This window comes from Rhodoferax bucti (assembly GCF_005876985.1).
Lineage (GTDB): Bacteria > Pseudomonadota > Gammaproteobacteria > Burkholderiales > Burkholderiaceae_C > Allorhodoferax > Allorhodoferax bucti.
The window spans coordinates 589,159-602,185 of sequence record NZ_VAHD01000001.1; the positions used below are offsets into that span (position 1 = coordinate 589,159).

At 63.0% G+C, this 13,027-nt stretch carries 13 protein-coding genes; 10 read left to right on the forward strand and 3 right to left on the reverse strand.

The genetic code is table 11. From position 1 onward, the window contains the following. The first annotated feature begins 10 nt into the window (after nt 1-10). Nucleotides 11-2,716, forward strand: a complete 2,706-nt coding sequence (gene glnE, locus FDM28_RS02775) for a bifunctional [glutamate--ammonia ligase]-adenylyl-L-tyrosine phosphorylase/[glutamate--ammonia-ligase] adenylyltransferase (protein WP_138512801.1) — start codon at nt 11-13, stop codon at nt 2,714-2,716. On the opposite strand, the gene FDM28_RS02780 is transcribed toward glnE, so the two are convergent. Further along, entirely contained in the window at nt 2,713-3,219 is a 507-nt protein-coding gene (locus FDM28_RS02780; RefSeq protein WP_138512803.1) for an adenylyltransferase/cytidyltransferase family protein, read from the reverse strand. The two genes, glnE and FDM28_RS02780, sit on opposite strands and share 4 nt — an antisense overlap. Before the next feature lie 90 nt (nt 3,220-3,309). On the opposite strand from FDM28_RS02780, the gene FDM28_RS02785 reads away from it, so the two are divergent. Further along, entirely contained in the window at nt 3,310-4,539 is a 1,230-nt protein-coding gene (locus tag FDM28_RS02785; RefSeq protein ID WP_138512805.1) for an HD-GYP domain-containing protein, read from the forward strand. Here the strand turns inward: FDM28_RS02785 and FDM28_RS02790 are convergent. After that, entirely contained in the window at nt 4,522-5,385 is an 864-nt protein-coding gene (locus FDM28_RS02790) for a ferritin family protein (protein ID WP_138512807.1), read from the reverse strand. The two genes, FDM28_RS02785 and FDM28_RS02790, sit on opposite strands and share 18 nt — an antisense overlap. Before the next feature lie 226 nt (nt 5,386-5,611). Between FDM28_RS02790 and FDM28_RS02795 the strand changes: the two genes are divergently transcribed. The 8 genes from FDM28_RS02795 to FDM28_RS02830 are packed head-to-tail and all read left to right on the forward strand — an operon-like array spanning nt 5,612 to nt 12,754. Then, on the forward strand, nt 5,612-6,907 hold the full coding sequence (locus FDM28_RS02795) for an NAD(P)/FAD-dependent oxidoreductase (RefSeq protein ID WP_138512809.1): 1,296 nt from the start codon (nt 5,612-5,614) through the stop codon (nt 6,905-6,907). A gap of 14 nt (nt 6,908-6,921) precedes the next feature. Further along, nucleotides 6,922-7,743: a DUF1365 domain-containing protein gene (locus FDM28_RS02800; RefSeq protein ID WP_138512811.1), complete on the forward strand. Its 822-nt coding sequence runs from the start codon at nt 6,922-6,924 to the stop codon at nt 7,741-7,743. Nucleotides 7,744-7,765: 22 nt separating this feature from the next. After that, the gene (locus tag FDM28_RS02805) at nt 7,766-9,007 is read left to right on the forward strand and encodes an SAM-dependent methyltransferase (RefSeq protein ID WP_138512813.1); all 1,242 of its coding nucleotides are present in this window, start codon (nt 7,766-7,768) and stop codon (nt 9,005-9,007) included. 34 nt (nt 9,008-9,041) lie between these two features. Beyond that, nucleotides 9,042-9,632 carry a chalcone isomerase family protein gene (locus FDM28_RS02810; protein ID WP_138512815.1) on the forward strand — a complete coding sequence of 197 codons (591 nt, stop codon included), beginning with the start codon at nt 9,042-9,044 and terminating at the stop codon, nt 9,630-9,632. Next, on the forward strand, nt 9,629-10,906 hold the full coding sequence (locus FDM28_RS02815) for an MFS transporter (protein ID WP_138512817.1): 1,278 nt from the start codon (nt 9,629-9,631) through the stop codon (nt 10,904-10,906). Before FDM28_RS02810 ends, FDM28_RS02815 begins: the two co-directional genes overlap by 4 nt. Further along, nucleotides 10,903-11,436, forward strand: coding sequence for a DUF3833 domain-containing protein (locus FDM28_RS02820; RefSeq protein ID WP_138512818.1), 534 nt, complete (start codon nt 10,903-10,905; stop codon nt 11,434-11,436). Before FDM28_RS02815 ends, FDM28_RS02820 begins: the two co-directional genes overlap by 4 nt. A 5-nt stretch (nt 11,437-11,441) precedes the next feature. Next, nucleotides 11,442-12,293, forward strand: a complete 852-nt coding sequence (locus tag FDM28_RS02825; RefSeq protein WP_138512820.1) for an SDR family NAD(P)-dependent oxidoreductase — start codon at nt 11,442-11,444, stop codon at nt 12,291-12,293. Then, nucleotides 12,290-12,754: a nuclear transport factor 2 family protein gene (locus tag FDM28_RS02830; protein WP_138512822.1), complete on the forward strand. Its 465-nt coding sequence runs from the start codon at nt 12,290-12,292 to the stop codon at nt 12,752-12,754. Before FDM28_RS02825 ends, FDM28_RS02830 begins: the two co-directional genes overlap by 4 nt. 32 nt (nt 12,755-12,786) lie before the next feature. Here FDM28_RS02830 and FDM28_RS02835 read toward each other — a convergent pair whose 3' ends face one another. Beyond that, nucleotides 12,787-13,008, reverse strand: coding sequence for a hypothetical protein (locus FDM28_RS02835; protein WP_138512824.1), 222 nt, complete (start codon nt 13,006-13,008; stop codon nt 12,787-12,789). Nucleotides 13,009-13,027: the final 19 nt, after the last annotated feature.

The window sequence follows — 13,027 nt, forward strand, 5'->3', positions numbered from 1 at the left end:
GTCAGGAATTATGACCCGCCTTGAGAATCCCGCTGTGACAGACGGCACCCGGTTTACCCAGCGGATACGCCGCCGCTACGCCCAGGAAATCAGCATGTTGCCGCCCGGCTTGCCGGACAAAACCACACTGACCGAACTGGTGCATGCCTTGCGTGCCCTGGGCCACGATACCGGCACCGCATTGCGCATCACCCGGCAACTGACACTGGAGCGCTTGGCTGCGCTGGACAGTACGGGCCAGGCCGATGTCCCCCAAGTCACCGGGGTCATGACCTTGCTCGCGGAGCTGGCGCTGGATGTTGCGTTTATTGAAAGCTATGCGGCCCTCGCCCTGCAATACGGCGAGCCCCAAGGGCCGTCCGGCGAAGTGGCGCAGCTCTTCGTGATCGGCATGGGCAAGCTGGGCGCGCGCGAGCTCAACGTGTCCAGCGACATTGACCTCATCTATGTGTACGACCAGGATGGCGATACCGCCGGTGACGCCATCGGGCGGGGCCGCATTTCCAATCAAGAGTTTTTTGCCAAGATGGTTCGCTCCATCTACGCCTTGGTGGGCGACAGCACGGACCATGGGTTTGTGTTCCGGGTCGACCTGGCGCTGCGGCCCAACGGCAACTCGGGCCCACCGGCCGTGTCTTTGGGCGCGCTGGAGGAGTATTTCCATGTGCAGGGGCGCGAGTGGGAGCGGTTTGCCTGGCTTAAGAGCCGCATCGTGGCGCCCGCTGCCGCCATTGGCTCGTCCACCGCGCTGCAGCTGCGCTCCATCGTGGTGCCGTTTGTCTTCCGGCGCTATCTGGACTACAGCGTGTTCGACTCCTTGCGCGTGCTGCACCGCCAGATTCGCGACCACGCCGCCAAGCGCAGCGCCGGTCGGCCGGAGCGCAGCAACGATGTGAAGCTGTCGCGTGGCGGCATCCGCGAGATCGAATTCACCGTGCAACTGCTGCAAGTGGTGCGGGGCGGGCAGTTTCCCGATTTACGGACCCGCCCTACCGTCAGCGCCCTGCAGCGCTTGGTGCAAGCGGGCCTGATGCCAGCGGCTACCGCTGCCGGGCTCGCCGAGGCTTACGTGTTTTTGCGCCAGGTGGAGCACCGCATCCAGTATCTGGATGACCAGCAAACCCATGTCTTGCCTACCGACACCGCCGACCTGCAATGGATGGCCGCCTCCCTGGGCCTGACCGACAGCAGTGCCTTGCTGTGCGAGCTGGACCGCCACCGCGAATTGGTGGCGCAAGAGTTTGACGCTTTGCTCGGCGGCAATACCCAGGAGTGCAAAGGCTGCTCCGGCAAGTCACACGCAGAGGTGTACGACTTTGACACCACGCTGGACACGCTGACCGGGGTGTTCAAGGAGCGTATTGCCTTCTGGCGCAGCCACCCCCGTGTGCTGGCGCTGAAAGAAGAGTCCCGACAGCGGCTGGCACGGCTGGTTCAACGCACCGCCCTGTGGCTGAGCGAAGGCCGCGTGACCGAAGACGCGGCCGTCCGCCTGGCCGACTGGATGGAGCCACTGCTACGCCGCGAGAGCTACCTCGCCATGCTGCTGGAGCGCCCGCAGGTGCACGAGCGCTTATTGCGCATGCTGGGCGCCGCCCGCTGGCCCGCACGGTACCTGCTCAAACACCCCGGCGTGATTGATGAGCTGGCAGACAGCCGCATCCTGGACGAGCGCTTTGACCTGACGGGTTTTGAAGCCGACCTGGAGCGTCGCTTGCAAGCCCTGCAAGGCAGCGGTGAAGACGACGACGAGAACCTGCTCAACCTGCTGCGCCGGGCCCACCATGCTGAGGTATTCCGTACCTTGGCGCGCGATGTGGAAGGCCGGTTGACCGTGGAACAAGTCGCCGACGATTTGAGCGCCTTGGCCCAATCGGTATTGGGCGTGACGACCCGTTGGTGCTGGCGTCGGCTCAAGTCCCGGCATCTGGAAACACCCCGCTTCGGCATTCTGGCCTACGGCAAATTAGGGGGCAAAGAGCTGGGCTATGGCAGCGACTTGGACATCGTGTTCGTCTACGACGACCAGGACGACAACGCCTCGGAAATTTACTCCGCACTAGTGCGCAAGCTCATCAACTGGCTCACCGTCAAAACCGGGGAGGGCGATCTGTACGAGATCGACACCGCCTTGCGGCCCAACGGCAACTCGGGCCTGCTGGTCACCAGTTTTGATGCGTTTAGTAACTACCAACAACAGCGCGGCAGCAACACCGCCTGGACCTGGGAGCACCAAGCCATCACCCGCGCGCGCTGCGTTTTCGGCAGCCCGGAATTCGCCGCGCGCTTTGATGCCGTGCGCCACGCAGTACTCTGCAGCCACCGCGACACGCCTGCACTACGCACCGAAATCCACAGCATGCGTGACAAAGTCCGCAGTGGCCACCCGGTGCACCCGGACAACTTTGATGTCAAGCACAGCTTGGGTGGTATGGTGGACATTGAATTTGCCGTGCAGTTCTTGGTCCTCAGCGCAGGCCATACCCATGCGGAACTGCTGGACAACGTGGGCAATATTGCCTTGCTGCAGCGTGCCCAAGCGGCCGGCTTGCTACCCAGCCCCGTCGGGGACGACGCAGCGCAGGCCTACCGGGAGCTGCGCCAGATCCAGCACAAAGCCCGCTTGGACGAGGTGCCCACCCAAATCCCGGAAGACCCGACATCGCCGGCACAGCTGGCCGGCCTTCGGCTTTGGAAACAGGTGTTCGGTAGTTAGCGAGGAGCGGCTTGTGCGCGAATTTTGCGCACCAAGCCCGTGGTGGAGTAACCGCTGACAAACGGCAAGGCCTGCGCACGCCCGCCCCAGGATTCCACGAGCCGGGTTTCCGGTAACTTGGCCATGTCGTAATCCCCGCCTTTGACCAAAACATCAGGGCGGATACGGGCGATCAAGGCTTCCGGCGTGTCTTCGGCGAACCAAGTCACCAGGTCCACCGCACCTTGGCTGGCCATGACCACTGCGCGGTCGTCTTGCGCGTTCAGGGGGCGGTCGTCGCCTTTGCCCAACCGGCGTACCGAGGCATCCGTGTTCAGCGCCACGATCAGGCTGCCACCTAGCGCGCGGGCTTGCGCCAGATAGAGCACATGGCCGCGGTGCAGCACATCAAACACGCCGTTGGTAAACACCCAGGGGCGGGGCAAATGCGCAAGCGCCTGTTCCAGGCCGGCATCGTCGGTGATTTTGTGGAGAAATTCGGGGAGTGGCACGGCGTCAGTCATGCGGGTGATGCTATCAGTTCCACCCCTTTCACCGCCCAATTCAAGTGCGCCACCGGCCTGCCGATGGTGACTGCATAATCGCGCAGCCTTATGCACCTCGTTCCAGTCAGCATCGAATCCGTCCGCACCGGACACCCACTCCCTTTTCCATTGATGGACAAGGACGGCACCTTGCTGGCACGCAAAGGCTTTGTGGTGCCCTCACGCAGTGAGTTGAAAGAGTTTTCGGAGCGCGGCGGTGGACTTTTCATTGATGTGGCCGACTCCGAAGCCCACCACCGTGCCTATGTAGACCAGCTCCACGGGCTGGTGCGGGCCGAAAAGTCGCTAGGGGAAATTGCCAACACCCAGATTTCTGGAGAGACCCGTAGCGCCCGGCAGGCCAGCCAAGATGAGCGCATGGACTGGCTGGACCTGCAAGCGATTGCCAACACTCTGCTGCGCGATACGCAGCCCGCTAGTTTTCAGGAGCGGCTAGAGCGCCTACAGCGCCAGCTGATGCGCCACATCCAGCGCAACCCGGATGGGGCTTTGTTTGCGCTGATTTATCTGTCTGCCTCCGAGCTCCGCATGTACAGCGCGACCCACGCCATGCTGGTTAGCTTGATGTGCATGCTGGCCGCCAAGGAAGTGCTGGCGTGGCCGGAAGCCGAGCAACAGCTGATCGGCAAAGCCGCACTCACTATGAACATCGGCATGACCGAGTTGCAAGACAAGCTGGCCCTTCAACTGGAGCCTCCGGCGACTTCGCAGCGACAGCAGGTCAACAACCATTCCCACCACTCGGTCGAAATGCTGCTGGACCTCGGGGTTCAAGACCCTCTGTGGTTAGAAATAGTGCGGGACCACCACCGTGCAGTGCCGGGGCCCTTGGCGAGCCGCACCCCGGCAGACCGCATGGCCCGGCTGATTCGGCGCGCCGACATGTTTGCAGCACGCCTATCGCCGCGTGCCTCGCGCCCACCGATTGCGCCAGCCGCCGCCATGCAAGCCTGTTACTTTGATGAGAACCAGGCCATTGATGAAGCAGGTGCTGCCATCATCAAGGCCGTCGGTATTTACCAGCCGGGCTCCTTTGTGCGCTTGACCACCCAAGAAGTAGCCGTCGTGATTCAACGCGGCCAAAACACCACCACACCGCGGGTGGCGGTGCTTCTCAACCGCAGTGGAGTTCCCACGGTGGAGCCCATCTTGCGCGATACCCACCTGCGCGAATACCGGATTGTGGCCAGCGTGCCCCACAAAGACGTGAAGATTCAGCTCAACCTGGAGCGGCTGCTGCCGCTCACCAGCCTGCCGAAATCAGACCGCCCCTGGTAAAGGCTGGGGCGCAGCCACCAGCTCTTTGGCAAGCTCTTTGCGGAACTTGTTGAGCTCCTGCACCGTGGTAAAGCTGTGCTCCATGAGCAGGCTCATGTTGTGCAGAATGCGCTCCACCACCTTGGTTTCCCACACCGCGTCGAAGTTGATTTGCTTGTCCAACCAGTGCTCCAGCCATTCGGGGTTGGGCAGGCGGCTCTGGATGGTGTCATTCGGGAACAGCGCTTTGTTCACATGCAAATTGGTCGGGTGCAAGGCTTGGGCTGTACGGCGCGCACTGGCCATCAGCACACCCACTTTGGCAAAGGCCGACTTGGCTTCCACCCCGAACTTGCCGATGGCACGCTTCATGTACTTCAAATACGCACCACCATGGCGGGCTTCGTCCTGGCTGAGCTTAGTGTAAATCGCCTTGATCACCGGCTCGGTATGCCAGTCGCTAGCGCGACGGTACCAATGGTTCAAGCGAATTTCGCCGCAGAAGTGCAGCATCAATGTCTCCAGCGCGGGGGCGGGATCGAACTCAAAGCGCACCGCATGCAGCTCTTCTTCGGTCGGCACTAGGTCCGGACGGAAGCGACGCAGGTATTCCATCAGCACCAAAGAGTGCTTTTGCTCCTCGAAGAACCAGATGGACATGAAGGCAGAGAAATCGCTGTCGCCCCGGTTGTCCCGCAGAAACATCTCGGTCGCCGGCAGCGCGGCCCACTCGGTAATCGCGTTCATCTTGATGGTGGCGGCCTGCTCGTCAGAGAGCATGGCGGGGTCAAAGCTATCCCAGGGGATGTCTTTGTCCATGTCCCAACGCACGGATTCCAACTGCTTAAAGAGTTCAGGGTAGAGCATGACAACCTTTCAAAACTGCAGAAATTTTAGTCCTGACGTATGTCAATTACTTGACACATTTCAGTCACATGGCAAGCACCGGGGACTTTGATCCTTAAAAAACACCACCCACAAAACTTATCAATGCGATATATTACCAATCAGTCACAATAATTACGGCTTCGTATAAGCCTCGTCGTATGAACTCTCCGTTCCTCGCCCCCCGAACCGCCACGGGAGCCGCCACATGAAAGTCGCCATCGTCGGCTCCGGCATCTCCGGCTTGGCGGTTGCGCACCGCCTGCGAGGCTTGGTCGACATCACCTTACTGGAAGCGGGCGACTACTTCGGTGGGCATACGCACACGGTGGATGTGACACTGCCCGGCCCCAGCGGCCCGATCACCCATGGGGTGGACACCGGCTTTCTGGTGTTCAATGAGCGTACCTACCCCCAGCTGATTGCACTGTTTGCGGAGTTGGGCGTGGAAACGGCAAAGTCGGACATGTCCTTCTCGGTGCAGGTGCCCGGAGCCAAGCGTGGCGGTCCCCTGGAGTGGAGCGGCTCGTCGCTGGACACCGTGTTCGCCCAGCGCAGCAATTTGGTGAACCCGCGCTTTTTACGCATGCTGCGGGACGTGCTCCGGTTCAATGCCCTGGCCACCGACATTGCGGTACGCAACGCCGAAAAGGAGCTGATGCAGCCCCTCTCCGAGTTTTTGGTACAGCACCAACTCTCGGCCGAGTTCCGCGACTGGTACTTTCTGCCCATGCTGGGTTGCATCTGGAGCTGCCCGACCGACCAGATGCTGCAGTTTCCGGTCGCCACCATGATCCGGTTTTGCCACAACCACGGCTTGATCCAGGTGAGCAACCGGCCCCAGTGGTGGACAGTGACCGGGGGCGCCCGGCACTATGTCGAGAAAATCATCGCAAAGATTGCCGATAAGCGCCTGAATACCCCCGTGCAACACATCGTCCGTGACGCGCAGGGCGTTTCGCTGAGCATGAACGGGCACACCGAGCGCTTTGACGAAGTCGTGCTGGCCTGCCACTCTGACCAGAGCTTGGCCCTGCTGGGTGACGCCAGCCCCGCAGAGCGTGAAATATTAAGCGCCATCCGCTACCAGCCCAACCGCGCCGTGCTGCACACCGATACCCGTGTGTTGCCACAAGCCCGCCGTGCTTGGGCTGCATGGAACTACGAACGCAGCGCAGACGCTGGCCAGGACAGCGCACGGGTCTGCCTGCACTACCTGCTCAACATGTTGCAGCCACTGCCTTTTGCGCAAAGCGTGGTCGTCTCCCTAAACCCGGTGAGCGACATCGACCCCGCCCTGGTGCATGGCAGTTTTGACTACGCCCACCCGGTGTTTGACCTCGCCGCCATTCAAGCGCAGCAACAGGTGCCTGCCCTTCAAGGGCAGCAACACACCTACTTCTGCGGCGCCTGGACGGGCTACGGCTTCCATGAAGACGGCCTCAAGTCCGGGCTGGAAGTTGCCCGCCTTCTGAAGGCGCGGCTGGGACTGGAAGCCCCCTGAACCCATTGCCCACCATGCCCGCCCTCGCTGCTACCCCAGACCACGCCGTGCCCCTGATCGGCTTTGGGGAGGTGCGGCATGCCCGGCTCAAACCGGTGCGCAATGCCTTTGTCTACGGCACCTACTTTTTGATGCTGCCCCTGCGCAGCATGGCGCGCCATGGCAGCGGCGCACTCGCGCGCAATCGCTCCGGAGCCCTGAGCTTTTTTGACCGCGACCATGGCGATGGCCGCACGCTGGAGCAAGGCGGCGCCCTGGCGTGGTTGGACGAACTGCTGCACCGCGAAGGGGTTGTGGATGCCATCGGCGAGGTCTGGCTGCACTGTTATCCACGGGTGCTGGGTTTCACCTTCAAACCGGTGAGCTTCTGGTACTGCCACCGGGCAGATGGCAGCCTGCGCGCTATTCTGGTGGAGGTGAACAACACCTTCGGCGAGCGGCACTGCTACCTGCTGGACCAGCCCCGCTACGGGCAGGAGCTGCGGGCAGACAAGGTCTTCCACGTGTCCCCCTTCTGCCCGGTCGAAGGCGGGTACCGCTTCCGCTTCATGCTCACCGCCGACCGCAGCCGCACGGTGGCGCGTATTGACTACGACGATGCCCACGGCCCCTTAATAGAAACCAGCGTGAGCGGCAAACTTGAAGCGTTGACTGCTGCAAGCCAGCGCCACGCTCTGTGGCACTACCCCGCCATGACGCTGGGCGTGGTAGCCCGCATCCACTGGCAGGCCCTCAAGCTGTGGATCAAAAAAGTGCCTTTCTTCCGCAAGCCTGTGCCTCCGGTGCTGCTGACCACCCGCCAACCCTTGGCTGCCCGCACGACCGATACCCCTTGACTCTGAAATGCAAGAGACCGATATGAACACCAACACCCTGAACCCCAGTGTGGCCACCCAGCCGTCCACCGCCCTGCCCCCCGGCACACCGGCCGCTGCCCGCACCGTGTTCAAGCTGCTGCGCCAACTGCGCCACGGCAGCCTGACCGTGCAGTTGCCCGACGGCAGCGCGCATCGCTTTGGCGGTGACGCCACCCCGCACGCCAGCCTGGTGCTGCACAACTGGAAGGTCTGCGGCGCCGCTCTCAAGTCCGGCGACATCGGCTTTGCCGAAGGCTTTATCGCCGGCGACTGGACCACCCCCAACCTCACCGAGCTGCTTCGGGTGCTGGTGAAAAACCGGGCTGAAGTCGAGGGCGTGATCTACGGTAGCTGGGCCGGGCGCTTGCTCTACCGCATCAAGCACCTGTTGAACCGCAACACCAAGGCCAATAGCCAGAAAAACATCCACGCGCACTACGACCTGGGCAACGCGTTTTACAGCCTGTGGCTGGACGACACGATGAACTACTCCTCCGCGCTGTTCAGCTCCAACCTGGCACAGCCCATGGCATCCGCCCAAAAAGCCAAAGTACGCCGCGCCCTGGAAGAGACCGGTGTGCAAGCTGGCGACCGGGTGCTGGAAATCGGCTGCGGTTGGGGCGCGTTGGCCGAAATGGCCACGACCGAATTCAAAGCGCACCTCACCGGCGTGACCCTGAGCACCGAGCAACTCGCCTTCGCCCAAGACCGCATGCGCAAACTGGGTGTGCAAAACCAAGCCGACTTGCGGCTGCAGGACTACCGCGACATCTCGGACGCGCCCTTCGACGCCATCTGCTCCATTGAAATGGTCGAGGCCGTAGGCCGCGAATACTGGCCCACCTACTTCGCCACCATCGCCAACAAACTCAAGGCAGGCGGACGCGCCTGCATCCAGAGCATCGTGATCGACGACGCCCTGTTTGCCCGCTACATCGGCTCCACCGACTTCATCCAGCAGTACATCTTCCCCGGTGGCTGCCTGCCCTGCCCCCAAGAATTCCGCGCCCATGCACGGGCTGCGGGCCTGGATGTGGTGAACGAACTCTCGTTCGGCCACGACTACGCCGAAACCCTCAAGCGCTGGCGCGACGCCTTTCTGGAAAAGCGCGCTGACGTACTGACCAAGGGCTTCGATGAGCGCTTCATGCGCATCTGGGAGTTCTACCTCTGCTACTGCGAGGCGGCATTCCTTGAAGACAACATCGATGTCGTGCAGTACACCCTGCGCAAGCCGGACTGAGCGCCAGCCCGCCCCACCACCGAAGCTGCCCACCATGCACCACCCCGCCCCGCGCCCCCCCTTGCTCGCCCGCCGCAGCCTGCTCGCGCTGGGTGCGGCCGCCAGCCTGCCCCTGCTGGCAAGTACAACCGTGGCACAAACCGGCGCGACGCAGCCCCCCGAAGTGAGCAGCGAACTACCGGGCGCCACCTTGGCCGGCAGCACCCGCATGCGCTTTTTCGGGCTCAACATTTACGACGCCCGCCTGTGGGTCACCCCCGGCTTCAAGCCCGCCACCTACGGGCAGCACCCTTTCGCCTTGGAGCTGGGCTACCTGCGGAGCCTGAGCGGAAGCGCCATCGCCCAACGCTCCCTCGACGAAATGCGGCGCAGCGGCCCCATCGCCCCGGACACCGCCGAGCGCTGGCTGGCCGCCATGAACGCCGCGTTTCCAGATGTGAAGGCGGGCGACCGCATCACCGGCCTGCACACGCCCGGCCAAGGGGCGCGTTTCTGGTTCAACGGCCAGCCCCGGCCGGCGGTCAAAGACGCTGACTTCAGCCGCGCATTCTTCGGCATCTGGTTGGCCGACACCACCAGCGAACCCCGCTTGCGCACCGAGCTGTTGTCCGGCCTCGCACCATGAGCCCACTCGCCCACACCCTGCCTGCCCCACAGGGCTGGCGCTATGGGCTGATGGGCCTGCCGCTGGCGTTTGTGGCCTTGCCGCTGTATGTCACCCTGCCCAACCACTATGCCAAGGCCTTCGGGGTACCGCTGGCGGCGCTGGGTGCGGTGCTGCTGCTGGCCCGCTTGCTGGATGCACTCATCGACCCGCTACTGGGCCGCTGGAGCGACCGGCTGTACCGCCGCGGGGCAGGCACCTTGCTCCAACGGGCGGCAGTGGCCTGCGCTTTGCTGGGGGCGGGCTTCTATTTGCTGTTTTTCCCGCAGGTGCAAGGCACCGATGCCTTGTTGCTCTGGGCTACCGTGAGCCTGCTGGTGACCTACGCCGCCTACAGTTTTCTCAGCATCAGCCACCAAAGCTGGGGCGCCATGCTGGGAGGAGATGAACACTACCGCAGCCGCATCGTTGCCTGGCGGGAAGGTTTAGGTCTGGCAGGGGTCGTTTTAGCGTCAATTCTGCCTCTAGCCCTCGGCTTATCTGCGACTTCTGCTACTTTTTTAATAGCACTCACTGCAGGATGGTGGGCGTGGAGCCGCGCCCCCCGCCCACAGGTACCGCAGCCTGAGCGGCACGCCACGTCACCCACCCCCGACACCTCCATCTGGCAGCCCTTTCGCCGCCCCGCGTTCCGCGCTTTGCTGGCCGTGTTTGTGGTGAACGGCATTGCCAGCGCCATCCCCGCCACGCTGATTCTGTTTTTTGTGCAAGACCGGCTTCAGGCCGCGCCCCAGAGCGAGCCGCTGTTTTTGGGCAGCTACTTCGTGTGTGCGGCGCTCGCCATTCCACTGTGGCTCAAGCTGGTGGCGCGCATCGGGCTGGCTCGCACCTGGTTGGCGGGCATGGGCTTGTCGATCGCCGTGTTTGTGTTCGCCGCCGGGCTGGGCGCGGGGGACACGCTGCCGTTTGTTCTGGTGTGCGCGCTCTCCGGCGTGGCGCTGGGTACCGACCTCACCATCCCCGGCGCGCTGTTGGCGGGCGTCATCGCCGGCAGTGGTGACCGTGGCCACGCCGAGGGCGCCTACTTCGGCTGGTGGAACTTTGCCACCAAACTCAACCTCGCCCTGGCCGCCGGCGTGGCCCTGCCCGCGCTGGCGTGGCTGGGCTACACCCCCGGCGCGCGGGATGCGCAGGCGCTCAACACCCTCACATTCGCCTACTGCCTGCTGCCCTGTGCCTTGAAAGCCGTGGCGGCACTTCTGCTCACCACCCTTGTTCTGCGGAGGTCCCCATGAAACGACGCCTACTCCTCGCTGCCGCCACCGGCAGCGCCCTGGTGCTGGGGGGCTGCGCCTCCCAACACATCGACCAGTACCGCGCCGAGAAGCCGGAGCTGGACCTCCAAAACTACTTCAACGGCACGCTGGATGCCTATGGCGTCTTCACCGACCGCTCGGGTGCCGTGGTCAAGCGCTTCACCGTCGTCATGCGCTGCAGCTGGCAAGGCAACGAGGGCGTGTTGGATGAAGACTTCACCTACTCTGACGGCAGCACGCAAAAGCGCGTCTGGCGCCTCACCAAGCTGCCGGATGGCAAGTACACCGGCACCGCCGGCGATGTGGTCGGCACCGCACAGGGCCAGGCACGCGGCAATGCGTTTTTCTGGACCTACACCCTGAGCCTGCCGGTGGATGGAAAAGTCTACGACGTTCAGTTTGCCGACTGGATGTACCTGATGACCGACAAAGTCATGCTCAACAAGGCCACCATGCGCAAATTCGGGGTGACGCTGGGCGAAGTCACGCTGTCGTTCACCAAGCGCTAATTTTTATGCCAAAACAAGCATTTGCCCAGAACCAGCCTGCGCCATACGCTACTAAAACAGTAGCAAAAAGACGTGCAAGGGGTTTCTTTGCGCCGCTGAACCCGCCCATTCAGGATTGGCAGGGCAAGTCGGTGTGGATCGTTGGAGCCTCCAGCGGCATCGGGGAGGCCACCGCCTCCACCCTGCACGCATTGGGTGCACAGGTGACCGTGTCTGCCCGCAAAGAGGCCGCCTTGCAAGACTTTGTCGCCCGCCACCCCGGCAGCCGCGCACTGGTGCTGGACGCCGCCGACCCGGCGGCAGTGCAAGCCGCCGCCCACACACTGCTAGCCGCCGGCCCGCTGGACTGCGTGATCTACTGCGCCGGCCACTACAACGCCATGCGCGCCTTTACGCTGGATGTGCCCGACATGGAGCGCCACCTGCAAGTGAACTACACCGGCGCACTTTATGTATTGCAAGCCGTGATACCGGCCCTGCTGGCACAGGGCCACGGCCACATCAGCCTGGTGGGCAGTGTGGCCGGCTACCGCGGCCTGCCCAACAGCTTGGCATATGGCCCTACCAAGGCCGCCCTCATCAACCTGGCCGAAACCCTGTACCTCGATTTGCAAGCCCATGGCGTGGGCGTGTCGCTCATCAGCCCGGGCTTTGTACAAACCCCACTCACCGCCAACAACGCCTTTGCCATGCCCGCCCTGATCACCCCCGCCCAAGCAGCGCAAGCCATGGTGAAGGGCTGGGCCCAAGGGCGGTTTGAAATCCACTTCCCCAAACGGTTTACCCTGTGGATGCAACTGCTGCGTCTGCTGCCCGACCGTTTGTTTTTCGCGCTGGTGAAACGCGCCACCTTATGAACGCATCACCCACCCACGCGCCCGTCGACCCCCACCACGCCGCCGTGCAGCGGATGGTGGACTTCTTTGAGCACATCACACCGCAAACGGTGGCCGAGCTGCCGCAGATTTACGCCCCCGGCGCCCGCTTCAAAGACCCGTTCAATGACGTGACCGGGCTGCCCGACATCCAGCGCATATTCAGGCACATGTTTGTGGCACTGGATCAACCCCGGTTTGTGGTGCTGGAGCGGGTGGTGCAGGGCTCGCAGTGTTTTCTAACCTGGGAATTCCGCTTCCGGTTCAAGCGCTTTTCGCCGGGCACCGAGCAAGTCATTCTGGGCGCCACCCACGTGGTGTTCAACGAGGCGGGTTTGGTAACTTTGCACCGCGACTACTGGGATGCGGCCGAGGAGTTGTACGAAAAACTACCGCTGGTCGGCGGCCTGATGCGCTGGCTGAAAAAGCGGGCCAACAGCTGACGCACCGCCCACATGCGGCGCCTCAAGGCGCCTCATTGCGGGGTGATTTCCAGCGGCGTGCGTTGGCTGGGCTGAAAGTCCGCCTGCCGGCGCGGCTCCCACCACGCCCGCAGGCTGGGGAACACATTGCGGCAGCCGGTGCATTTGTACTGCCCCGTGGCTTTGAGATCGCCGTTGGCGGCCCGCGCAATCACTGGCTGGTAGTTGGTGGCCCCGCATTCGCGGCATTTATAGACAGTTTTATATGTCGGCATAGTGGGCAGACTGTAAATA